Source organism: Bartonella gliris, from assembly GCF_045277155.1.
GTDB lineage: Bacteria > Pseudomonadota > Alphaproteobacteria > Rhizobiales > Rhizobiaceae > Bartonella > Bartonella gliris.
Map to the genome: position 1 here is coordinate 1,804,912 of NZ_CP123962.1, position 24,236 is coordinate 1,829,147.

At 39.3% G+C, this 24,236-nt stretch carries 19 protein-coding genes and 1 riboswitch; of the genes, 8 read left to right on the forward strand and 11 right to left on the reverse strand.

The window, feature by feature from the left end; genetic code table 11:
- The first annotated feature begins 123 nt into the window (after positions 1–123).
- Positions 124–2,772 carry an autotransporter outer membrane beta-barrel domain-containing protein gene (locus QHG54_RS07970; protein WP_406604167.1) on the forward strand — a complete coding sequence of 883 codons (2,649 nt, stop codon included), beginning with the start codon at positions 124–126 and terminating at the stop codon, positions 2,770–2,772.
- Positions 2,773–4,155: 1,383 nt separating this feature from the next.
- On the opposite strand, the gene QHG54_RS07975 is transcribed toward QHG54_RS07970, so the two are convergent.
- Genes QHG54_RS07975 through QHG54_RS07985 form a run of 3 tightly spaced genes read right to left on the reverse strand, consistent with a single transcriptional unit; the run spans position 4,156 to position 6,922 of the window.
- Positions 4,156–5,127: a WD40 repeat domain-containing protein gene (locus QHG54_RS07975; protein ID WP_406604168.1), complete on the reverse strand. Its 972-nt coding sequence runs from the start codon at positions 5,125–5,127 to the stop codon at positions 4,156–4,158.
- A 10-nt stretch (positions 5,128–5,137) separates the two neighbouring features.
- The gene (locus QHG54_RS07980) at positions 5,138–6,166 is read right to left on the reverse strand and encodes a CobW family GTP-binding protein (protein ID WP_406604169.1); all 1,029 of its coding nucleotides are present in this window, start codon (positions 6,164–6,166) and stop codon (positions 5,138–5,140) included.
- A 12-nt stretch (positions 6,167–6,178) separates the two neighbouring features.
- The gene (locus QHG54_RS07985; RefSeq protein WP_406604170.1) at positions 6,179–6,922 is read right to left on the reverse strand and encodes a creatininase family protein; all 744 of its coding nucleotides are present in this window, start codon (positions 6,920–6,922) and stop codon (positions 6,179–6,181) included.
- 1,374 nt (positions 6,923–8,296) lie between these two features.
- On the opposite strand from QHG54_RS07985, the gene QHG54_RS07990 reads away from it, so the two are divergent.
- A complete protein-coding gene (locus QHG54_RS07990; RefSeq protein WP_406604171.1) occupies positions 8,297–8,659 on the forward strand; it encodes a hypothetical protein in 363 nt (120 codons plus the stop codon).
- Between the two features lie 195 nt (positions 8,660–8,854).
- Here the strand turns inward: QHG54_RS07990 and QHG54_RS07995 are convergent, their stop codons facing one another.
- On the reverse strand, positions 8,855–10,192 hold the full coding sequence (locus QHG54_RS07995; protein ID WP_317993664.1) for a homoserine dehydrogenase: 1,338 nt from the start codon (positions 10,190–10,192) through the stop codon (positions 8,855–8,857).
- Between the two features lie 166 nt (positions 10,193–10,358).
- On the opposite strand from QHG54_RS07995, the gene QHG54_RS08000 reads away from it, so the two are divergent.
- Complete coding sequence (locus QHG54_RS08000) at positions 10,359–10,838, forward strand: MaoC family dehydratase (protein WP_317993663.1); 480 nt, start codon at positions 10,359–10,361, stop codon at positions 10,836–10,838.
- A 6-nt stretch (positions 10,839–10,844) separates the two neighbouring features.
- Here QHG54_RS08000 and QHG54_RS08005 read toward each other — a convergent pair whose 3' ends face one another.
- The 3 genes from QHG54_RS08005 to QHG54_RS08015 are packed head-to-tail and all read right to left on the reverse strand — an operon-like array spanning position 10,845 to position 13,357.
- Positions 10,845–11,504, reverse strand: coding sequence for a methionine ABC transporter permease (locus QHG54_RS08005; protein ID WP_317993662.1), 660 nt, complete (start codon positions 11,502–11,504; stop codon positions 10,845–10,847).
- A complete protein-coding gene (locus tag QHG54_RS08010; protein WP_406604172.1) occupies positions 11,497–12,531 on the reverse strand; it encodes a methionine ABC transporter ATP-binding protein in 1,035 nt (344 codons plus the stop codon). Before QHG54_RS08010 ends, QHG54_RS08005 begins: the two co-directional genes overlap by 8 nt.
- 7 nt (positions 12,532–12,538) lie before the next feature.
- A complete protein-coding gene (locus QHG54_RS08015; protein ID WP_317993660.1) occupies positions 12,539–13,357 on the reverse strand; it encodes a MetQ/NlpA family ABC transporter substrate-binding protein in 819 nt (272 codons plus the stop codon).
- Between the two features lie 170 nt (positions 13,358–13,527).
- Between QHG54_RS08015 and QHG54_RS08020 the strand changes: the two genes are divergently transcribed.
- The gene (locus tag QHG54_RS08020) at positions 13,528–13,665 is read left to right on the forward strand and encodes a hypothetical protein (RefSeq protein ID WP_317993659.1); all 138 of its coding nucleotides are present in this window, start codon (positions 13,528–13,530) and stop codon (positions 13,663–13,665) included.
- Between the two features lie 207 nt (positions 13,666–13,872).
- Entirely contained in the window at positions 13,873–14,517 is a 645-nt protein-coding gene (locus QHG54_RS08025) for an SH3 domain-containing protein (RefSeq protein WP_317993658.1), read from the forward strand.
- Between the two features lie 118 nt (positions 14,518–14,635).
- Here QHG54_RS08025 and QHG54_RS08030 read toward each other — a convergent pair whose 3' ends face one another.
- The 4 genes from QHG54_RS08030 to QHG54_RS08045 all read right to left on the reverse strand — a co-directional run bounded on the left by QHG54_RS08030 (position 14,636) and on the right by QHG54_RS08045 (position 19,149).
- On the reverse strand, positions 14,636–15,667 hold the full coding sequence (locus QHG54_RS08030; protein WP_317993657.1) for an aspartate-semialdehyde dehydrogenase: 1,032 nt from the start codon (positions 15,665–15,667) through the stop codon (positions 14,636–14,638).
- Between the two features lie 674 nt (positions 15,668–16,341).
- On the reverse strand, positions 16,342–16,698 hold the full coding sequence (locus QHG54_RS08035; RefSeq protein ID WP_406604173.1) for a helix-turn-helix domain-containing protein: 357 nt from the start codon (positions 16,696–16,698) through the stop codon (positions 16,342–16,344).
- 1,574 nt (positions 16,699–18,272) lie between these two features.
- On the reverse strand, positions 18,273–18,473 hold the full coding sequence (locus tag QHG54_RS08040; RefSeq protein ID WP_317993656.1) for a Trm112 family protein: 201 nt from the start codon (positions 18,471–18,473) through the stop codon (positions 18,273–18,275).
- A 13-nt stretch (positions 18,474–18,486) separates the two neighbouring features.
- The gene (locus tag QHG54_RS08045) at positions 18,487–19,149 is read right to left on the reverse strand and encodes an LON peptidase substrate-binding domain-containing protein (protein ID WP_317993655.1); all 663 of its coding nucleotides are present in this window, start codon (positions 19,147–19,149) and stop codon (positions 18,487–18,489) included.
- A 421-nt stretch (positions 19,150–19,570) separates the two neighbouring features.
- Positions 19,571–19,670: riboswitch (glycine riboswitch) on the forward strand.
- Positions 19,671–19,807: 137 nt separating this feature from the next.
- On the opposite strand from QHG54_RS08045, the gene gcvT reads away from it, so the two are divergent.
- The 3 genes from gcvT to gcvP are packed head-to-tail and all read left to right on the forward strand — an operon-like array spanning position 19,808 to position 24,098.
- Positions 19,808–20,926, forward strand: coding sequence for a glycine cleavage system aminomethyltransferase GcvT (gene gcvT / locus QHG54_RS08050; protein WP_317993654.1), 1,119 nt, complete (start codon positions 19,808–19,810; stop codon positions 20,924–20,926).
- Between the two features lie 5 nt (positions 20,927–20,931).
- Positions 20,932–21,300 carry a glycine cleavage system protein GcvH gene (gcvH, locus tag QHG54_RS08055; RefSeq protein WP_317993653.1) on the forward strand — a complete coding sequence of 123 codons (369 nt, stop codon included), beginning with the start codon at positions 20,932–20,934 and terminating at the stop codon, positions 21,298–21,300.
- 5 nt (positions 21,301–21,305) lie between these two features.
- A complete protein-coding gene (gene gcvP / locus QHG54_RS08060; protein WP_406604547.1) occupies positions 21,306–24,098 on the forward strand; it encodes an aminomethyl-transferring glycine dehydrogenase in 2,793 nt (930 codons plus the stop codon).
- The last annotated feature ends 138 nt before the right edge of the window (positions 24,099–24,236 follow it).

Here is a 24,236-nt window from a genome sequence, read left to right on the forward strand (position 1 = left end):
TATTTTTTTGATTTTGACTTTACATATAATTCAAAACGAATTATATTTATGGTTCATAATGAGGCAATAGATGTGTCTCTTGAGTTTTTCATGAGGATGAAAAGAAGAAAGTTGATAGTTAATATGATTAAAACATTAAAACGCCATGTATGTTTATGCGCTCTTACAACGTCTGTTTTTTTCTTTGTCAACAGCGTAGCTGTTAATGCACGGTCTTTTCAAGATCTTAATGTACATAATGTACGCAATTTTCAAGGTTCATGTAATTCCTATTTCCATTCTTATTTATGTGATGGGCGTCCAATATATGAATATGATGATGGGTCTCATAACGTGTTAATGCGTTCTGTATTGGTGAAGGGGGTTGAAGATGAGGTGTTTATTAATAAGGTTGGTATACACATTAGAGAGAATTCAGTAATTCCAGGGATTAGCGGAAAGTTACGATTTGAGAAATCTGGCGTAATTGCGTCGGAAGTGCTTGCGCCAAAAGAGAAGCAGGTCGTTTTTGATACGGTTTTTGTTACTGGGAACGGTAAACGGATAAATGGCAGTAATGGTAGTGTATCTCACGCAGTTTTTGGTGTGGAGGAAGGTGGTACTCTTTTTATTAAGGATAGTAACATTAATGTTATTGATACCCATGGGCTAGTGGGTGAAAGTTTGCCACGGGCTTTGAGACTCGGCTATAATCCACAGGATCGGTCAGAGCACAATTCTCTGTCTAAGGTTTTTGCTCACGAATTAAAGGCCAAGATTACAGGAGCTCAATCCTATGGTCTGTATTTTCGGGGGGATGCCTCAGAATTTAGGGGGAAGTCCTTAGGACATGAAAAGGGAGGATTGCAGGTTAAGTTGGGGGAGTTTCGGTTTAATGAGACTACCCTTGAGATCCCAGATAGTACGGCTATTTATGTTGATGGTGTCAGAAAATATCCTTATATTGCTTTGACAAAGGGTTCACGTGTTGCCGGTGATCTTTTGTTAGAGGCTAAAAACCACTCATCTATAAAGGTTGAATCTAGTATTTCCTTTCTTGTAGGCGGTGCTCGCGTTGATAATGGTTCTTATGCCGAATTTGGGTTGTTTGATGATTCGAAATGGACTTTGACGCCAAAGAAAAAGGGTAATTTGCGAGGCAGGAAATCTTTAGATTCGTCTGTTTCACGTATAAATATTGTTGATAGTTCCATTGTGTTTGAGAAACCAACAAATGGTAACTATCAAACACTTCATGTTGGGCAAGGGTTGAAAAAGGATTCCTCCGATTATGCCTACGTTGCGCAAGGTAACGCGCGTCTTTATGTGAATACATATTGGGGTGCGGGTGATCAAAAAGGCACAAAAAATCAAAAAGGCACAAAAAAAACGGATCGACTTTTTATCTATGGGAATGTTTCTGGAACAACTACGGTGCATGTACAAGGTGTTGCAGCAAAATCAGTAGGAAAAAAAGGCCGTATAAAAAATAATAAAGGCGATGATCAGAGTATTTCAATTGTTCAGGTTTATGGAAATGCAGATAGAGAATCTTTTAAATTAGCCGGTGGTTATGCAACGCTGAAGGGGTCACCTTATCGATATCGTCTTCGCGCTTATGGTCCAAAGGAAGCAGAAAGTAAGCACAGACTGATTAAAGGCGATGGGAATTTTTGGGATTTCCGCCTTGAAAATGAATATGTTAAGCTAGTTTCTGGTAAGTCTCATTCTAAGTCGAAAAAGAATGCTTCTGATCGCCGTAAACCTCGTTCCGTTGAGTCTGTGGTTGATCATGATTCTTCTATTTTTGATCCTGAGGTGATGGTTAGTGCGGTTGTTCCGCAGGTTCCGAGTTATCTGCTTTTGCCAAATGCTTTGTTTCATGCTGGTTTGATGGATGTTAACAATCAAAACAAGCGGTTGGAGTCTATGCGGACCACTTCCAGTGGAATGGTGGAAGTTCATGAAAACCCTGCTTTTTTTGTGCGCAGTTATGGTGGAAGTCATCATTATGCCTCAGATCTCTCAGCACTTGAATATGGTTACGGAGGCGATTTTAATTATAATGCTGTAGAGGCAGACCTTTTGTTAAAAACAATTGAGGGTGCACATCATGCCACATCCTTTGGGGTTATGGGAACTTATGGAAAACTTTCTTTGCAACCTGTGGATGTTGAACAAAGCCAAAAGAGTAAGTTTGATAAATGGTCAGTGACAGCGTATGGCGGCATGCAGCATGATGCAGGCTTTTATGTCAATGGTCTTTTCTCCTATGGTCTGTTGAAAGGTGATGTTTCCACCCTTGCAAGAGGCAAGACGGCAACATTAAAAAGCAATCCTTTGAGTGCTTCATTGACAGCTGGTAAGGCGTTTAAGATAGGGCATAATTGTCTTGTTTTTGATCCGCAAATTCAGGTTATTTATCAGAATTTACGCTTTGATAAGGCATCTGATATTGATGGTTTTGACATTGAGATGGGAAAACCAGAGCAATGGGTGATGCGTGTTGGTGGGCGTTTAACCAAAACTCTTCCTGTCTCTAAAGAGGGGCGCGTTGTTTCTTTGAATGGCAAGCTTCATATTACACGTGGCTTTGGAGAAAAGCAATTTGTGCATTTGGGAGATAGTTTCCAGTTAGGTGCGTTTGGTTCTTCTCTAGAAGCTGGACTGGGCTTTAATGCGCAATTATCTCCTAAGTTTGTACTTTATGGAGATGCGACCTATCAGCAGCGGCTTAGCAAAGCTGGTTTCTCAGGAACGAGTTTCTCTGGAGGTTTACGCTACCGCTTTTGACAAAGTATGATATGCATTTTTTCACAAAAGGCAGCGTATTCCGCTGCCTTTTAATTTATTCAAATCTATTTTTTTATCAAAATGGTTATTTGGTTTCTTGATAAAAAAGGTTACAATATTATTGTATTTTCTTTTTTATGATTTCAAAACGCTTAATAACCGTGCTGTTTTCTTTTATGGTTGAAGCGAAGTTTCCGGAGATTTTAGCGATAATAATGTGGTATGGATTAGCAATTTCACCTTTATCTTTGTAAGATTTTGAATGAGGAATGCTTTATATGAATGGAGTAATGTTTCAAGATAGTGTTCGTCATTGATATTTTTTATCACTATAAGCGGATCAAGACCGTTTTTAGTAGGCGCTTTTCTTGGTGAATTTTGCTTTATAAAAATACAAAATACATTGTACTGTTTATGTACAGTAAGATAAACAAGAAATGCAGCTTCGTTTTATTTTTTAAAATGTTCATTTGGTTATTTTTGAGCACTTCTCATATTTTAAGAAAGAGAAAAGGAAGTGCGAGATAAAATTATGATGAAAATATTTTTTAAAAAATATGTTTTTACAGTCGTGTTTTTTTCTTTTTTGTAAGTTGGGGGTGCTAATGCAGATTTTGAAAAAGGTAGAGTTCAATGCATTATTTTCGTTGCATAAGTTGGCACTATCATTATTTTTAGCTCTGAATGTTGCGTCTGCTCTCTTGCATTAAGATGGTTCATGAGAAGTATATTTAGTTTTCTCTAAAACGATTTTTATTCATACCTTAATCCTAATAGTGGCGTGCAAGCGTGCCATTTTTATGATTCAACATAAAAGGGTTTGAAATACGAAAATCCTAAATCTTATTGTATGTGGGCTTTCATTCAAGTTTTAGGAAAGGTGAATTATTTTTATAAATCAATGTCTTCTACGGTAGCGCAAGAAGATATTAAAGCGAGCGTATAGCAGGTATTGATGCCCTAGATGATCGTGCTGGGAAAAGAAAGAACTGATAACTGGAAGGTTTGAAAAAGTGATTTTACGCGTTGAGATTAGAATAATATGTGATGTTTTTTCGAGCGCTTTCTCGAAAAACAGTGTTACGAATTTTTTATTAAGTTGTTTTCAAGTATTATGAGATTTTTCTCGAATATTGCCAAAGAAATTTAAGCCACAGCTCTGCATTTCATTCTTCTGGTGTTAGAAATGAATGTGTGGATATTACCATAGTGGCCAACTGTTGTTTCCAGAGTTTTTGGGAACAAATGGTTTGTCATTTTTGGGATGTTTGCAATTTGGTGTGTTTGGTTTTTCTTTAGAAGCGGATCGGGTTTTGATGTAAAATCATCTCTGAAAAGTTATCCTACTGTCTTCAAATTGCGGTTGTTTTTATTGGTGTTTTTTCAGGGAATGATGTTTATAATTCCACATTCACCACTTTCACTACCGAAAGCTAAGTTGTGTCCCATCTGATCCCAGTTTAGCGCTGAAATGGCGCTTTTCCCACAATTCTTGAGAAGGATTTCTTTTCCATCGCGAAAATGCGCGTATAAAATCATTCCATCATTAAAGCCTATCGCTACAATTTCTTCATTTGGGTGGCATGAGATAGTGCTGACAAGTGCATTTGCGCGTGTACCGAGTTCCAATGGTGTTTTACCCATGGGGCCATCTTTTGTATGAAAAGGCCAAATAATTGCAGCTGATGCGCCCGATGTCGCTAACCATTTTCCTTTTGAGCTCCAAGACCAGCTTTTGACTTTGCTTGGATAGCCACTCATGCGTAAATGTTGATTATCTGCAAGACGCCAACCATGGAGGGCATTCTCTTGCATAGTAGAAATGACATAGCGGTTGTCTGGTGAGAAGGTGACGCCGCAATGGGCTCCTTTCCAAACCAATGTGGTGGGAGATGCCTGCGTTGATAACCAATGAAGGGTAACGCCATTGTAATGGGCAACGGCAAGTCGTAAACCCTTTGGGGCGAAAGCAAGGCCTTCCACACTGCGTTCATGCATAAGCTCTTGCAGTCCTTTGCCGATATTTGCCGATGTTAAACGTGAGGAGGAGAAGGCAAAAACTTTTTGTGGTCCAAAAGCAACGTTGCTTATCCATTTGCCTTTTTGTATACCTAGCACTTGCGTACAACCATCTGCTGTTGTTTGACAGACCCTTCCATCTTCTCCACCTGTAATGATGGCTGTGTTATCATGAGAAAAATGGCTAGAAATTATTCCTTGATGGACTTCAATGGTTTGTGGGGCTGGATTTAAAAAAACAATGAAACCTTCAACAGAAACAAAAGCTGGTTTATTGTCAATAAAACCACAGGAAAGGCAATAACTTTGGAGATTGTAATGGGTAATGCTTGGCATTGTGACACACTTATGCGCAATTTTCAAAACCAGTTTTAAGTTTTTCTGGATCAAGGGTGCGGCCAATAAAAACAAGTTTGCTTTCACGTTTTTCATCTTCACGCCATGGGCGTTGATGCTGTCCCTCAAGGATCATGTGTATGCCTTGAATGACATAACGATCATTGTCTCCTTGAAATGCGATAATCCCCTTTAAACGCAAAATATCAGGACCTTGTTGCTGCGTAACCTGTTGTATCCATGGAAAAAACTTTTCTGGTTGAAGAGGCCCCGTTTTTAAACTCACAGAAGTTATTGTAATGTCATGAATGGTAGATGTGTGGTGATGTTCATGATCATGATTACAATCGGGACCACATACATGGTCTGAATGCTGGTAGTCGAGAAAATGGTGATCATTCTCTAAAGCGCGTTGTAGGTCAAATGAACCACGATTGAGGAGTTTATCAAGAGAGGTGTTAGCGCGCTCTGTTGCATAAATTATGGCTCTGGGATTAATTGCAAGAATGAGCGATTCAGTATGAGCACGTTCTTCTGCACTGACAAGATCAATCTTGTTTAATAGAATGATATCAGAGAAGGCAATTTGCTCTTCAGCTTCACGGCTTTTTTTTAGTTGGAACGGGAAATGTTTTGCATCAACGATGGCGATGATACTGTCGAGAGTAGTCTTTTCATGGACAGTATCGTCCATGAAAAAAGTTTGTGCAACGGGAACGGGATCAGCAAGTCCTGTTGTTTCTATAATGATGGCATCAAATCGATGAGAGCGTTGTATCAGGCTTTCCAAAATACGAATAAGATCGCCGCGTACGGTGCAACAAACACAGCCATTATTCATTTCATAAATTTCTTCGTCTGATTCAACGATGAGGTCATTATCGATACCAATTTCACCAAATTCATTGACAATGACTGCGTAACGTTTGCCATGATCTTCACTGAGAATGCGATTGAGAAGAGTGGTTTTTCCTGATCCAAGATAGCCTGTGAGAACCGTAACGGGTATTTTGTCGAGCGTATTTTGTGTCTTTTCCATGGTTCACGCCTTTTATCGTAATGCGTTTATTTCAAATTGATTGATGTCGTTAAGTAAATCACGAAGCCCACAAAGAACATGAGAAAAAATTGCTTCACCTGCTTGAGCTGTTGCTTTGCTTGCATTGCCTGCTGCTCCTTGTGTGTTAAGATCACGCATTATCCATCCAAAGGCATGAGGACCATAGGCGCGTAAATATCGATAATTGGCAATCATATCAGCTTGCTTATTATGGAAATTCTCTGCCTTCTCCATATGCACTTTTTCTGGTGCTAAATAAAGCATTAAGGAGGTTTCGATAAATCCTCCATGGATATCAAGATGATATTGAGACGGCTTCATTAAATCTTGTGGTAGGCCAAAACGACTCCAGCTTGTCGCTACCGCGAGCATTGAAAAACGCCTTCGTAATTCGGTGATAACAATGCTCATTAAAGGTGAATTGCCTCCGTGGGCGTTAAGAAGAAGAAAACGCTTGATACCTTTACGATAGCAGTCTTCACCAATGTTTATCCACCGTTCTATGGCGTCAGAAAAGGTGAGCGTTTGTGTGCCTGTAACATCCATATGTTCTACCGAATAGCCAATTTTTTCAACCGGTAAGAGCGCGATAGGGAATTGTTTGTTCATTTGTAACGTGAGTTCTTTTGCAAAAGCTTCAGCAATAATCCAGTCAGTTTCAAAGGGAAGATGATTTCCGTGATACTCGTGTGCGCCTAAGGGCAAAAGAGCAAGGAAAGGCGTGTCCGATGTCATGATTTATTGCCCAAACAAGTTAAGAGAAGCAGAGAGGTCAAAATGGTAGAGTCATTTTATTAATTTTAATCTATATATTAGAAAAACGCAAATTAAGAGCGTTTGCACATCAAATATGTATACGACAGAAAAAAGAGCTTTGTTAAAAACGGTACGATGTCATTGAAAAATTATCTGAATTTTTGATGCAATGCTGTGTTCTCAGTATTTAAGGATTAAGCGTATTTTGTGAGATTTTCTAGTAAGTGCTCTTGTTTCTAATTTCTAGGGATGATCAAATATTTCGATTATGAAATTCAAAATAAATCTTCTTCTCTCTGTTAAGAAGGCAAATTTAGACGGAGATATGCGTATTCCTATTGCTACTGGTATGAAGATAAAAAAGGGGTGGCTGTTGAGGCGAGGAGCATAGTTATTACTGACTTTGATTTTTCATCAAGGTCTTAGCATGTTGAAGGCGTATGTATGAATATGTCAAGATAGTGGAAATATTTGCTTCATCAAACGACTTTTAACAACTTGCACGTAATTTTTGTATTCATGATGGAAATTGATGTAATGAGTGGGATAATTTGAGGGAAACTTGGTTGGTATTCATGCGGTGAAGAGGCAATTACACGTTTTTTTGCAAGTGAGCATCATCATACTATTTGCTAGCTGCCAATGTTGCGACTGCTCTTGCATTTGAGAGCGTTCATGAGAGGCACTCCTTTCTGCTATAGTTTTTACCCACGCGCCAATCCCGTTTGTGATGTGTAAGTGAATGATTTTGCTTGATTCAGTATAAAAAAGTTTGAAATGAGAAAACTTCCTATATTCGGGGCTCTCATTTAATATGAAAAACGATCAATTAATCTTATAAGTCAATTTATTATTTAAAGAATATATTCTTTTTATTTTAATAAAAATGAAATAAAAAAAATATTTTAGTTCTTTTATTTGCGACTTTCATCTAAAATTGCTTGATAACGTATCATTTATTCTTGGGCTCAAACAAATGTTCTTAAAGCTTTTGGCTATGATGATACGGTAAGGGTTTGCGATAGTGTTTATTTTTGTTGGGTAAAATTTTTAATAATATGGGTTTAGGTCTATAATATTTAATTGTTTTATCAATTTCGATTTTTATGGTAATCTGATTTTCAAATAAATTGTCTTAAGCTGGAATTTCAAGAACATATTTTTCTGTTATATTTCTTAATGATTTGTCGTTTTTATCTTAGATTTACTATTTTTTATAAGTTTGAATTATGGTGTTTGTGCATATTTACATATAATTCATAATGTATTATATATATAATTTGCATATCATATTGTGTTATATATGAATATTTTTCACTTTATTCAGTGAAGAAGAGAGGGGAAAAGAAAGATATGTTTAAGATATTTAAAAATCGTGTGTATTTATGTGTTTTTACAGCCGTTATTCTTTGTTTTACGCAAACCGTAGGTCTTAAGGCAAATGCCGTGAAAGGTGTATTTCAAGATAATACACCTGTTGTAATAGTGGTAGAAGGGGAAAATGCAATTATTGAAGCAATGGATATGGCTGTTATCCGTGTTCCAAGTTACAGTGCTGGAGAAAAAAGTGGAGCCTTTTATGGAAAAGTTGAAAAAGTAAGTATGAGTTTGTTTTCAGCATTTTGGGGCGCTGTTGGTATTGTTACAACACTTTTCTTTTGGGCAAAGGGTGAATTTTTTGCTGCTATTATATCGCTTATAGGGGTAGCAATTTAAGTCTTATAGATTCCTTTATTCCATTGGTTAGGTTTGCTCATTATTATACTCCTTTGTTAAAGAAGGAATATCTGAAGTAGCTTATGTTCTATTGGAGAGGGGGCTTACAATGTTGAAGATCATTGGGGTTGAAGGCAATTGGTATTATCTGAACAGCTTTTGATTGTTTTTTTTGAAGAAATCATAAGAAAATACTCATGCATGGGGAGGCATTTTGCTACAATTAAGTAAAAGATCTTGTTGAGCACGAAGGCGTGCAATCCATTTGTCTTCTCGAATAGCGACGTTGTGTCGTGTAATAAGTTCATTTTTTTTAATTTCAGCTGTGACTCTTGCATTTTCTAGAAGACCGCAAGGGATAGCATGGTGTGCCTTTGCTTCTGAAGTGCTCATTATCCAAGCGCGATAACTGTAAAGACCAATAAAATCTAGTTGATCACCAGGGTGTAAATCTTTTTTAGCAACAGCACAAACTTCTGCTACTGGAGTGCTAAGTGGCACCATATCTTTCTTACCATAAAGCATGATACGCGCACAGGTTAACGGAACTTCCATTGCGGTTAAATGATAGGGACGATGAAAAGTGAAATAGGGTCCTTGACCAATTTTTAAATCCTCCATACGTTCACGTAAACGCGGATGCGTTATTTCTGTAATCACAAAAACGCCTGGAGAAACTCCTTGACCTATCGAATAATCCACAACACCATAACTGTTTAAAATACCGCCATCCTGTTTTGGAATGAGTACTTTGCTTAAATCTTGGAGGGAAGCTTGTGGACCATGCATTCCTGGGCAGTCGGGAAGGAGCCCCGTTGCGTTGGCAATTGCAGCCATTTCAACCATTGTTTTGGAACCATCAATAAATTCAACAAGCATGCGAACATTCATATTGCGTTGCAATGCTTCTTCTTCGTAAGTATCAGGTGTAGCGTCAAAAACAAGTGGATTGTTTTTGCCTTTACCCGCTGCAACAATTTTATGCCCAAGCGCTGAGACAAATTCAATGAGTTCCATACAAGAAGCGGGTTCGTCGCCTGCGCCAAGTGTATAAATGAGGCCTCGTTTCTCCGCTTCATGTTTTAGATAAGCGCCAATCGTAACATCTGTTTCAACATTCATTGTGACAAGATGTTTGTTGTTTGCAAATGTTTTGAAACCAATTTCTGCACCAGCTTCAGGATAGCCTGTTGCATCAACGATAATATCAATTTGTTCATGGTGCAAAATAAGGTCAATATCGTCTGTGGCAGCAATTAAACCTTTTTCAATAGTTTGGGTTAGGGCGTTGGCATTTTCAACTTCACGCACATGCCCAGCTTCGCCATAGGCTAATATGGCAGCATCAAAAACACGTGATGGTGTTCGAGTAGCAACGGCTGCAACCTTTATGCCGTTCATATGTGCAATGCTTGACAGCAAATCTGTTCCCATTTCACCACAGCCAACTAGTCCAATACGGATGGGGTGGTGGTTTTCTGCGTACTTCTTCAAATCACGCGCTAAACCTGTTAGGCTCACATTGCTTGCCATTATTTTTTTCCATTTGAAAATTATGCTGCTAAAAAGATACTTTCCTATTCATAAGCTGCATTTGCTTTTGAGATTATTAATCTTTTATTATTGATGCTCTAATCAATGGGTTTTATAAAAGCAAGAGGGGTGGGGTGTTTTTAGCAAATAAAACAGGAATAGCATTATGCCGCAAAAAATAGCAGTACAAGATATAGCAGGCTTTATTGGGAAAGAAATGGGTTTGTCGCAGTGGCGTCTTGTTACACAAGATATGATTAATCAATTTGCATGCGCAACAGATGATCATCAATGGATCCACGTAGATGAGGAAAAGGCAAAAAAAACACCTTTTGGTGGTACTATCGCTCATGGTTTTTTAACATTATCACTTTTGTCTACACTCGCTTATGAGGCTCTTCCAGAGTTGGAAGGTGCAACAATGGGGATTAATTATGGTTTTGATAAAGTGCGTTTTATGAGTCCGGTGAAAACAGGTGCACGGGTGCGTGCTCGTTTTGTTTTAAATGATGCTGAGATTCGTCCTTCTGGTCGCGTTGTTTTTTATTATGAAGCGACAGTGGAAATTGAACAGTTAAAAAAACCAGCTCTTACTGCTCAATGGCTGATTGTTGCTATGGTTGGAGAGAAGGACGCAAATTCCTAAATTGTTTCAATGCTTTGTTTTATCAAGTTTTTGCACAATTTTATCAGAAGTCCATTGGATAATAACATTAAGAATGATCAAAAGAAGAATGACTATTGTCATAATCGAGGTATTATAACGCTGATAACCATAACGGATCGCCATATCTCCCAAACCACCTCCACCGAGATATCCAGCAAGTGAAGTGGCGCCGATAAGAGAAATGATCATGACAGTAAACCCCGTGATTAGACTAGGGAGTGCTTCAGGAATAAGAACATACCTGATAATTTGAAGACGGCTTGCTCCCATAGAACGGATGGCTTCAATCAAGCCATTCTCAACCGTTTTAAAAGAGAGTTCTGCCATGCGTGCATAAAAAGGAATGGCTGAAATGGTGAGGACAAAAATCACTGAGGGTATTCCTACACCGCTTCCTACAACCGTACGGGTGATGGGAAGAAGGTAAAATGCAAGAATAATAAAAGGGATGGCGCGAAGACTATCAATAAGAATGCTTAGAGGTCGGTTTATAAGACGTGATGCAAAAATTCCTCCATGTGCGGTGGTATAGAGCAGCAGTCCTAGTGGGAGTCCTACAATAAGTGCCATCAAAGAAGCGCTCATTGCCATCAACAATGTATCAAAAATGGCTCTGGGAAGTTCATGAAAAAGGACATTAAACATAGCCTAAAACCTCGCAATATCGACTTTTTTCGGTCAACCATTTGACAGCTTTTTGCAAAGCCACTTCGTTTTTTGCGGGAAGACTGAGAAATAAGCGCCCAATGGTTTCACTTTGAACTGTATCAATGCCACCATGTAAAATACGTGCTCTTAAACCTGTTTCATCTTCAAGAAGATGAAGAAAAGGCTGTTGAGCAATTTCACCTGCAATATTAATCTCAATAACAGCTTCTTGACCTGTGAGTTTAAGGTTTTTTGCAAATTTTTCAGGAAGTTGTGGTGTCACAAGTTTGAGCATGGCAATGGTTGTATCTTCTTGCGGTGAGGTAAAAATATCTTTCACACGTCCTTCTTCCACAATGCGTCCTTTATTGAGAACAACAACGCGATGGGCAATAGCACGCACAACTTCCATTTCATGGGTGATGAGTACAATGGTAAGATTGAGACGCCTATTAATATCAGCAAGAAGCTCCAGAATAGATTGTGTTGTTTCAGGATCAAGAGCAGAGGTTGCTTCATCTGATAATAATATTTTGGGATTAGCTGCTAGAGAGCGTGCAATACCAACACGCTGTTTTTGGCCTCCTGAAAGTTCTACGGGATAGCAATATTCTTTACCACATAATCCTACCAATTCAATGAGTTCAAAAGCACGTTGACGGCGTTGTTTTTTGTTTATACCAGCTAGTTTAAGGGGTAATGCAATGTTCTCAATGACTTTTTGCGATGATAAAAGATTGAAATGTTGAAAAATCATACCAATGCGTTGACGATAAGGTGCCCATTCTGTTTCTGACAGATTTGAAATATTTACATTTTCAAAAAAAAGTGCTCCTGCATCAATACGTTTTAATCCATTTAAACAGCGCATCAGTGTCGATTTTCCTGCACCGCTGCGTCCGATAACACCAAGAATTTCACCGGCATGGATATCAAGAGATAATTGATCTATTGCTGGAACTCCCGCTTTTTTTCCAAAATGGCAACTAACGTTTTTTAAAGAAATAAGAGCGGGATTTTCCATAGCGCAATTACCACGATATTTGCGCTGCTACGCCAAAAACTTCTTTGATTTTTGCACGGACAGGTTCGCTATTGTAGGCAGCAACCAATTTTTTAACCCATGGCTCATCCTTGTCAGTGGTGCGCACAACAATAATGTTATTATAAGGATTATTTTCTGCTTTTTCCCATGCGATGGCATCTTTATTTAAGTTTAATCCCGAGACCAAAGCCCAGTTTGTATTTATAATTGCAATATCAAAATCATCGATTGCACGTCCTAAAATACCAGCATCCAATTCACGAATTTTTAAGTTCTTAGGATTTTCAATGATATCAAGTGGGGATGCGAGAATATCGTGAGGATCTTTTAGTTTAATGAGGCCTAAAGAATTGAGAAGAAGCAAGGCTCTTCCACCATTGGATGGATCATTAGGGATGCCAATACTTGCTCCATCCTGTAGTTCTTTTATATCCTTTATTTTATGTGAATAGACACCTATCGGGGCAATAAATGTGTATCCAGCAATTGAAAGTTTGTAGCCTCGTTGTTCCATTTGACTGTTAAGATAAGGGGTGTGCTGGAAAGAATTTGCATCAATGTCTCCTGAATTAACAGCGTCATTAGGGAGAGCGTAATCAGAAAAATAAACGAGTTCAATATCCAAACCTGTTTTTTTAGCTTGCTCAACGGCAACTTTCCAAATAGTTGCTTCATGTCCTTCCATAACACCAAGTTTTATTTTTGATTTGTCTTCTGCCATGGAAAAGGTGGCGGACAAGAAAAATGCAAAGAGAAAAAAGAGTAATCCGATAGAGGAATTCCAAGATAATTTCTGTAATGTCATGTGGTGGTGTCTTTCTTTTTCTTTTGCAAGAGCTTTTATGAGGAAAGATTCAATATACTCTGCACTATTTCTAGAAGCCTTAACAGTATAAAAGCTTCATAGAAGATTCAATCATTTTTATTCGAAATATAATATTTTTTCTATACTATAAGCATTTTGGGGCAAACAACATGCATGAGCGGAAAGCCCTTCTTGCAAATTTAAGAGATTCTTCTGTTACAAGAATTTTTTGGGGAACCAATGGCTCTTTCAAAACTTCTTTAAGTGACGATTGGCTTTTTGTACGGGCTATCAGATTACGTCCTTGAAAGCAGTCAATTCATGGGATGGATACTACAATCAGAAAAATAGTTCGTATGTATAGGGCAGTAGGGAACAAAGTAAGAGAGCTTTTCTCTGAATATGGTGGGTCTTTGAAGACGACAAGGAATTGATCACCACTTTATTGAAACGCAGAAAATTTTTGCAAAGGCAAATATTGCGCTTCTTACACTATAGGAGAGGAATAAGAGAGAATGTTAAGGAAAAATTTTTTATCAACAGCAATGATTTTATTGCTTTTTGGGATTTTATTGCTTTTTGCTGGATTAGGGCTTGGAATGTTTGTTCCTAGTGCGGCTGCTGGAACAGTTGCTCGTGTAGCAACAGGTCATGTGATTTTACGCACAGGTCCAGCTACCACTTATAAAGCTATCGCAAAAGTTCCAACTGGAGCAAAAGTGCAAATTAATGGCTGTCTTTCCAATAAGACTTGGTGCTCACTTTCCTATAATGGAAAGGCTGGTTGGGCATCTGCGCATTATTTAAATGTCAACAACGTTTCTACAATTGCTTTTGTGCATACGCGTGCAAAGCCACACTCTGTGATAAAAGCACAACAGGGAAAACTAAAGCGGGTTATTTCTGATTATAAAGCTATGACGGTACCGCAAAAAACACGAAAAAATATGCAAAAACTGTACAGAAAAGATATGATTATTGATTCAACAGGCGTAAAAAAAAGAGATGAAAGAACAATTTTGAATCCATCATCGAAAGCACACGGTGTATCTGTAAAACACGTGACCGCTTATAATCCTTTTTTTCCAGATGACGTCAATTTTAAAAACTTTGAACGCAATGAAACGCGCTATCGCATCGTGACATATCCTGCTCCATAAAGAAACGAGCATACACCCATTTTCACGGGATTCATTATGAAAAAACGCACTGTTCTTGAGAGGATAGGAAAAAGCACAGCAGCATGAGGCATTCTTTGCTTCATGCTGTCCTTTTTGTTTAGGCCGCTGCCTTAGGTCTTATCAAATTACGAGAAATGAGCAATTCAGCAATTTGAATTGCATTCAATGCTGCACCTTTTCTTAAATTGTCAGCAACAATCCAGAATGCTAGACCATTTTCAACGGTGATATCTTCGCGAACACGGCTAATAAAGGTGTCATCTTCTCCAGTGCATTCATAGGGCGTTATATAGCCGCTATCTTCGTGTTTATCAATAAGCTGGCATCCGGGTGCATCACGCAGAATGGTTTGCGCTTCATGGGCGCTTAGTGGTTTTTCGAATTCAACATGAACAGCTTCAGCATGACCAATAAAAACAGGCACCCGAACAGCGGTGGCTGTTAATTTGATCTTAGGGTCAAGAATTTTCTTCGTCTCAACCGTCATTTTCCATTCTTCTTTTGTGTAGCCATCTTCCATGAAAACGTCGATATGGGGAATGACATTAAAAGCAATACGTTTGGTGAACTTTTTTGATGTGATTGGATCGGCAACAAAGACCGCTCGTGATTGTTCAAAGAGCTCATCCATTCCTTCTTTACCGGCTCCGGAAACCGATTGATAAGTGGATACAACAACGCGCTTAATGATTGCAGCATCGTGGAGAGGTTTTAAAGCTAAGACAAGTTGAATTGTTGAACAATTGGGATTAGCTATAATATTGCGCTTGGAAAATGCACCAATGGCTTCAGCATTAACTTCGGGGACAATCAACGGGATATTGGTATCATAACGCCAAGTGGATGAGTTGTCGATCACCACACAGCCGGCAGCACCGATTTTAGGGGCATATTCTTTGGAAATACTCCCCCCAGCAGACATCAGACAAAGGTCTGTGTCAGAAAAATCGTAGGTATCAAGTGCTTTTACTTTTAAAGTTTTCTCACCATAAGAAACGGTCTGCCCTAATGAACGCCGTGATGCCAAAGGAACCACTTCGTGAGCTGGAAAACCACGCTCTTCTAGAATTGTTAACATTTCACGACCAACATTTCCGGTTGCGCCAACAACTGCAATTTTAAAACTCATTTTTCATACTCCTGTCCTTCTCCATTTTTTTCCCTAGGCGAACCCTATGAGAGGGTGAGTTGTCCAGGAATATTAAATCATATTGTTGGTTTTAGAGGTCTAATTTTTGTGTACACCAATTTTGACCTACAAATAGTACGAGTCGGTTCATTTTTGAATGGACCATCCTCTTGGCCTTTAAGCGTTAAGAAAGCTTGAATATTTTATGCCAAGCTGTATGAACATCTTCTTGACAGCGCTCCAATCTAGAGAAGTGCTTATCTTCTGTCAATTGTTTCCCTTGAGATGTTTGAGTTTTACGATGATTGCATCACGCATTGCTTACGCTGGTAAAAATTTTTATTCTATTTTCACGATAAATATTTTTTATTATTTAGATTCAGTGAAAATTACTCATGTGATTTTTTACAGTGTTATTCCTGCTTTTTACCTTGTAGTTCTTTCTCACTCTTATTTAATAAAGTTTTTTCATATTATAAAGCCGTTCATTTAAGAAGTGCTTACCGAAATCATGATTACGAAACTATGTTTAATGAAGAAATTAACAAATCTTGATTCTTGGGGGTAAGATAAGCTTTGGGGAGGATCTCATGGCATCCTTGCTCTAGAAAATGGCTTGTTTTGTTCTTTTTATGCGGCTGTAAAATTATTGAAAATAAGGAGGTGCTTTCAAACTAATCATAAATCAATCGCAAGATTGCCTTTTGTTTTTCGGGTTTAAGCACTCTAAAACCTTTCAAAAGTTGGTATTCCTCTTTGCTCGATATTTCTTCATCATGATGGTATGCAGCATCTTCTTTTTTTGAGATATCAGCGTAAAAGAAGGAAATTGGAACATCCAATATATCAGCAATTTCCTGTAAACGTCCCGCACTTATGCGATTCAATCCTTTTTCATATTTTTGGATTTGTTGGAAAGTTACCCTTAAGTGGCTGCCTAATTGTTTTTGAGAAAGCCCCATGATGTTTCTTCTAAGGCGAATTTTTTTGCCTACAGAAATGTCATTAAAATGTGGATTTTTAGCTTGCACTTTAGCCCCCCCCCGCTGGATGCGAGCGCCCTCGCATTGGTATTCCGGGATACCCGCCAAGCGGGTTTATTTTCATGTTCGAGTGTTTTGTGCTTCCAGATCCTATTGATCGGCTGCGTATACGACCAAAACTACAGGCTTATTCGTAGGGCAATTGTCTTAAAGCGTCAATCAGAATTAAGCCAAGTTGGCTTGTTGGTTTTTCTCAAATTAAAGTGCGACCGTTGTAATGCAGGATCACTGTTTTGATAGGATTTAAATTCATTTTCTCTCTATCTTTTTTGATCAAAAAAACCGTTGGCACAAAGCTATAATGGCACCTTCAAAGATCTTGCATAGCAAGACATTTTCAGGAGCGCATAAAAGGCGCTTTTAAAATATTTGAGCAATCGAATGGAAAAAAGAAAGTAAGTCTAAGTATAGATGTCGTTTTGATTTATGAAAGTCATGAATGCTTTAATGATTTTGGTTTTAAAAGGTGACGGTTTAGATTTTTAACGCATGGTTTTATGTACTGGTCCTAGAAGTCTTCTATGAGGCTTTAAGCTTTTTCCATTTTTATTTTCATCGCTCTTGTTGGTGCCATTTTGGCGCCAATAGAAGCGTTGTCCTTAAGATTATGTTTTTTTGGGTGAGCGTTCAGGAAATTTTGAGAGGCTGAAAGACTTTCAATTCGGTTTTTAAATAGGCAATTTGACTTTTAAAAGAGGCGAATGGAATGAGCTTTCATGGTCTTTGAGATATTTTCTAGATCTCTTTTTAGTGGTTTGCTGTTTTCAAAAACACCATGCATACTGGTGGTTTTGATACGGTGTTTGAGACCATCTTTAGTACTCATTTGGTTTTTTGGCACTGCTTCTCTAGTCCAATTTTTTTTAAGACGATAGAGATCTATTGATCTCATTGATCTCAATGCGTGGAACTTTGCGAAAGTACAATCATGGCAATTAAATACTTTGTTATTAAAATGTTGCTTGGGTCTCTTCATTTTTTTGCCAATTATGCTTGATTGACGACGTATAAATTTTCAAAATCAAGATGGGAATAAAATTAAGAAATGCTTTATAGTCATATCCATTATAAATGATTTGCTGCCAATGTTACTCTCGCATTTTGAGTTATTGTGATCCTTTCCTTTTAGGCATGATAGAGGCAACAAAGTCATCGATGACCTTTCTTGTTTTGCGATCGATTTGAATATAATTTCTCATTCCATAAAGTAGCGCCATAAGTGCATTCATGTAATCATTCTTGGTTGTTATATTGTGTGTTGTAACTCCTATGATTTTATTATTTTTTACCTTCTCTTCCGTATAAAGAATGGGGGTGAATCTTCACATTCAGAATCAAAAAACATTTGAGAAAGGAGTAAATCTCACACACACACATCAACGCTCTCAAATGCAAGAGCAGCGACACATTGAGGTAAATGGAATGGTGGTGCTGGTCTGTTACAGAAACACTATTTCTGAAATAGGCTAATATTTATTGAAACATTGCGTAAACAAAAGATATTTCTTTATGGTGAAATGATTTTATAACAGTTCACTAAAAAAGGCGAATTAAGAAAATTTTTATTGTATTACTTTTTCATTTTCCTGCAAAGGACGGGCTTCAGAGGCAAGCATAATGGGAATGCCGTCGCGAATAGGATAAGCGAGTTTTGCTCTGAGTGAAATTAATTCTTGTGTTTTTCGGTTCAAAGAGAGCGTTCCCCCCGTGATTGGGCAGACGAGCAATTCAAGCATTTTAGGATCGGTGATCTTTTTTTTCATGTTTTAAGGTTCACTAGTTTAACTGGTGATGCATCCCTGTTTGCTTCATTAGTGAGCGTTCCGTTAAAGCAAGAAGAGTTTGGGCACGGCTTCCAATATCTGGAGCTTCAAGCAGAGCTTGTTTTTCTGTTGGTGTAAAGGGGATAAGGGCTGAAAAAGCATTCACTAATATAGACGTGGGTGTTTGTATGATATTGTTCCAATTATATTCTATTTCATGTATGGTGAGATATTGTTCAACAATGTTTAAGAGGTTTGTTCGATTAATACTCTCTGAAACGTCTGGTTCGTGTAGGTCTTTTATGTTTGATTGGATGACAGCAATGCGATAAGGTTTTGTATTCACGAGTTCGTGTTCTACGGTAAAGCGGCAAATTCCCTGCAATATAATGAAAAGCTGCCCATTTCCTGTTTCGTTGTAGTTTGTGATGCGACCTATACAGCCTGTTTTGTAAAGTTGTGCGGAGAGGTGATCTGTGCTCGATGAAAGTGGTTGAATGATCCCTAACAAACGATTGGAGACCATAACATCTTCAACCATTTCGAGAGATTCTGGTTCAAAAATGTTGAGCGATAAAAAACCACCTGGCAGTAAAAGTGCACCTTCTAAGGGGAAAAGAGCAATTTGTTTTGGTAGATCATTTTCGCAATTATAATGGATATTGCCAGCTTTCATGAGTATTTTGAACCTTTGTCCTATGAGGTTTGGTGCATAAATAACTGCATTCCATGATACTATTTAGCAGTAAAAAAGACAACACTCATTGTGTGTTCACATCATATCTTATGTGTTAAGATCATACCTCTCGATACCCTTAAGTACTTATTGTTAGAAGATATCAAAATGGCAGTTCTGATGAGACCGTGCAAGAGAGGATACTGTTTTTTGATCCTTTTAGTCGTGTTCTCAAGTGGTCTTTTTGTTTGCTGGACTGCAACCACCTATATCTTATAATGCTCAAAGCCCCATATTGTAAGCCTTTTAAAATAACCTATGCAAGTCTAAAATTAGGGCATTATGGTTATTTTGCTGATGACAGTGTGAAAAAGATAGTTTATAGATCAATATATGTCGGAAAGGGCATTATTGCTTCTTTCATTCTTTTGCGGGAGAGTGCAGACTGCAAACTTTCGCACCTGCCGCCGAAGGGGAAAACAGCCCATAATCTCTCAGGCTCTAAGGACCGTAAAAGGAGAAAGGCAGATCTGGAAAGTCGGGAAGGCCCGCGCCGAAGGTGTAAGCGAAAGCTTTTTTCGCGAGTCTCTCAGGCTTAAGACAGAGGGGTGCAGAGATGACCATATTGTGTGGTTGTTAGCGCAACTTTGGAGATATTATGGGCACGTTAAAAGAATTCGAAACATCTTCTTTAAAAATACTTCCCTTATATGAGTTACATGAAAAAGCTGGGGCGAAATTTGGCGCTTTTGCCGGTTGGCAAATGCCTTTAACCTATCCGCTTGGGGTTATGAAAGAGCACCTTCATACGCGTGCTCATGCAGGACTTTTTGATATTTCTCATATGAAATTGATTGCTGTTGAGGGGGAACAAGCCGCTGAATTTTTATCATATGCTCTTCCTGTTGATGCAGCACTGTTAAAGATTGGTCAATCACGCTATAATTATTTGCTTAATGAGCAGGCTGGCATTCTTGATGACCTTATCATTACCCGTTTGGCAGAATGCCGTTTTATGTTGGTCGCGAATGCTGGCAATGCACAGGCTGATCTTGCTGAACTTGAGAGGCGTGCTGTTGGTTTTGAGTGTCAAGTCATTGCTCTTGAGAGGGTGTTGCTTGCTCTCCAAGGTCCACAAGCGGCAGCTGTGATGGCGGATGCGGGGTTGCCTGGTAATGAACTGTTGTTTATGCAAGGTTTTGAACCACAACAGGATTGGTTTATAACGCGTTCTGGTTATACGGGAGAAGATGGTTTTGAAATTGCTCTCCCAATAGGACACGCACACCCATTGGCTGAAAAATTGTTGAGCGATTCTCGTGTTGAGTGGGTTGGTCTTGCTGCACGCGACAGTCTTCGGTTAGAAGCAGGCTTGTGTTTGCATGGCAATGATATTACGCCTGATACTACGCCCATTGAAGCAGCATTGACATGGGCTGTTCCAAAAAATGTTCGAGAAAAAGCGCAGTTTTATGGGGCAAAGGCTTTTCTTGAAGCTGTTCAGAAAGGGCCTTCTCGTTGTCGTGTTGGTTTAAAACCGCAAACGCGCCAGCCTATTCGTGCAGGGGCGGTGCTTCTCGATGATGAGGGGAATCAGATTGGGGTGGTAACATCAGGCGGTTTTGGCCCTTCTTTTGATGGTCCTGTAGCGATGGGGTATGTTCCTGTTGGTTGGAAAATGGAAGGAACGGAAGTCTTTACGGAGTTGCGTGGCAAAAAGATTACATTGTCTGTCCATTCACTTCCTTTTGTTGAACAACGTTATTTTAAAGGATAATTTTTATGTCTAAAATTTATTTTACACAAGATCACGAATGGCTCAGTGTTGAAGGAGAAGTGGTTACTGTTGGAATCACAAATTATGCTCAAGAGCAGTTAGGTGATTTGGTTTTTGTTGATTTGCCGCAAAGTGGAACAGAACTTTCTAAGGGAGATGCTGCTGCTGTTGTGGAATCGGTAAAAGCGGCTTCAGATGTCTATGCACCTCTTGATGGTGAAGTGGTTGAAGTTAACGAAGCTTTGGCAGATAGTCCTGAACTGGTAAACCAGAAAGCCGAAAAAGAAGGTTGGCTCTGGAAAATGACATTGCGGGATGCAACGCAACTTGAAGGGTTGCTGGATGAGGCTGCTTATAAAGCACTGATTGGATGAGTGCTATGTTAGAGCGTCATTTTTTTTCTCGCCACATTGGGCTTCGTTCTGATGAAACACAAAAAATGCTTGATGTTTTAGAGCTTGATTCCCTTGATACACTTGTTTCTCAAGCTGTTCCGCACTCTATCCATTTGGGACGTCCGCTTAATCTCCCAAAGGCCGCAAGTGAGGGGCAAGCCTTAGAAGAACTCTCCAAGATGATGGAGCGTAACCATGTGCACAAAAGTTTCATTGGGCAGGGGTATCATGGAACATATGTCCCTCCCGTTATTTTGCGGAATCTTTTTGAAAATCCCGCTTGGTATACTGCTTATACACCTTATCAAGCAGAAATTAGCCAAGGTCGTTTAGAACTTTTGTTTTATTTTCAGACATTGGTTAGTGAACTCACTGGTTTACCTGTTGCAGCTGCTTCACTTCTTGATGAAGCTACAGCTTTAGCGGAAGCCAATGCGTTGGCTGTACGCTTTACTCGTGAGAAAAAGACAAAAATTTCTATCCAGAGTCTTTTACATCCTCAGACTCTGAGTGTTGTGCAAACGCGTGCTGAAACACAAGGTCTTCATATTAGCGAAAAGAGCGAAATTTGTTCTGAGACAGCTGCAATTGTCTTATCCTGGCCAGATACAAAAGGTTCTTTCAATGATTACAGTGAAGTCATTAAAGAGGCAAAGGCAAAAGGAGCGTTGGTGATCGTTGTTGCAGATCCTTTGGCGCTTACACTTATGGAACCACCAGCAAAATGGGGTGCGGATATTGTTGTTGGTTCTATGCAGCGTTATGGGGTTCCAATGGGGTTTGGTGGTCCTCATGCTGGTTATCTTGCGGTAAGTGATGCGCTTACACGCCTCATTCCAGGGCGGATTGTTGGGCAATCAGTGGATACGGAAGGGCGTGTTGGTTTTCGTTTAGCATTGCAAACACGTGAACAACATATCCGGCGCGATAAAGCAACGTCGAACATTTGTACAGCACAGGCTTTGTTGGCAAATATGGCAACGGCTTATGCTGTTTGGCATGGTCCACAAGGCTTACAAGAAATTGCTCAGCGGATTCATCATTTAACATGCTGCTTTGTTGCTGGTTTAAAAGCAGCAGGGGTCCCTTGTGAAGGGGAATACTTTTTTGATTGTGTAAGTATTGTTGTTAAGGGCAGAGCTCAAGAAATTGCGCGTCAAGCGAAAATGGGTGGACGCCTTGTGCGTGTTCTTGATGATGACACAATTGCGATCAATTTTGATGAATTGTCAACGCAAGAGGATGCTGGTGCTTTAGCACAGCTTTTTGGCGCGCAATTGGTTGATCAGGTTTCTCCGCGGCTTTTGGGTAAAGAGCGTGATGCTGCTTTTCTTTCACAACCATTTTTTCACGCGGTTCACTCAGAGACAGATATGATGCGCTTTTTGCGTCGTTTGTCGGATAAGGATTTGGCATTAGATCGGGCAATGATTCCGCTTGGTTCTTGTACGATGAAGTTAAATGCGGCAGCTGAGTTGATGCCTGTGAGTTGGTCTACAGTAGCCAATATACACCCCTTCGTTTCCCAAGAGGATGCTGTAGGTTATCAGGAAATGATTCATCAACTGAATACGTGGTTGTGTGAAATTACAGGATTTGCGCAAGTTTCTTTCCAGCCAAACTCTGGTGCTCAAGGGGAATATGCAGGACTTTTGGCAATCCGCCGATATTATCATTCACGTGGAGAACATCAGCGCACACTTTGCCTTATTCCCGCGTCAGCACATGGTACCAATCCAGCTTCTGCTCATATGGCGGGTATGGAAGTTGTTGTGGTGAAATGCTTGAATGATGGTGATGTTGATATTGATGATCTCAAAATGAAAGCACAATTGCATAGAGACAAGTTAGCAGCTCTCATGATCACCTATCCTTCAACACATGGTGTTTATGAGGAAAGTATTAAGGAAATTTGCTCTGTTATCCATGAAAATGGGGGGCAAGTTTATTTTGATGGTGCTAATCTGAATGCACTCGTTGGGCTTGCACGGCCGGCAGATATTGGAGCAGATGTTTGTCATATGAACCTTCATAAAACATTTGCTATTCCCCATGGTGGTGGTCCTGGTGTGGGGCCAATTGGAGTAGCAGAGCATCTCAAGCCATTTTTACCAGGCCATGAACAAGATGGGACAACCTATGCAGTTTCGGCTGCTCCTTATGGAAGTGCCTCTATTCTTGTTATTACATGGATGTATATTCGAATGATGGGCGCTGATGGCTTGAAATATGCAACACAAACAGCAATTTTGAATGCTAATTATATTGCTGCACGTCTTTCACAGGCTTATTCCATTCTTTATCGAGGCAAACATGGGCGTGTTGCTCATGAATGTATTGTGGATACTCGTGTGTTGAAAGAACAGTATGGGGTGAGTGTTGATGATATTGCAAAACGCCTCATTGATTATGGGTTTCATGCGCCGACGATGTCGTTTCCTGTTCCTGGGACTTTAATGATTGAGCCAACAGAATCAGAGCCAAAAGCAGAGATTGATCGTTTCTGTGATGCTTTGCTCTCTATTGCTGAAGAAGCTAAGAAAGTTGGTGAGGGTGTTTGGCCAAAAGACAATAATCCGTTAGTAAATGCACCGCATACATTGGTCGATACGGTAGATGATGCTTGGGCGCGACCTTATTCGCGACAAGAGGCTGCTTTTCCCAATAGCTCTCTTGATCCAGCAAATAAATATTGGCCTCCTGTTTCTCGCATTGATAATGTTGCGGGAGACAGAACACTTATTTGTTCTTGTCCACCCTTGGGGAACACGTATTAATTTTATTTATTGGCATTGATGAAAAAAGCTCGGACAATTCTGTGCGGGCTTTTTTTTATTCATTTGGGTGGTATTGTTTTCTCTTGGCTTGTACTTGCTTTTGTTTACTGGTGATGCTTTTAAAAACCACCGATTGAT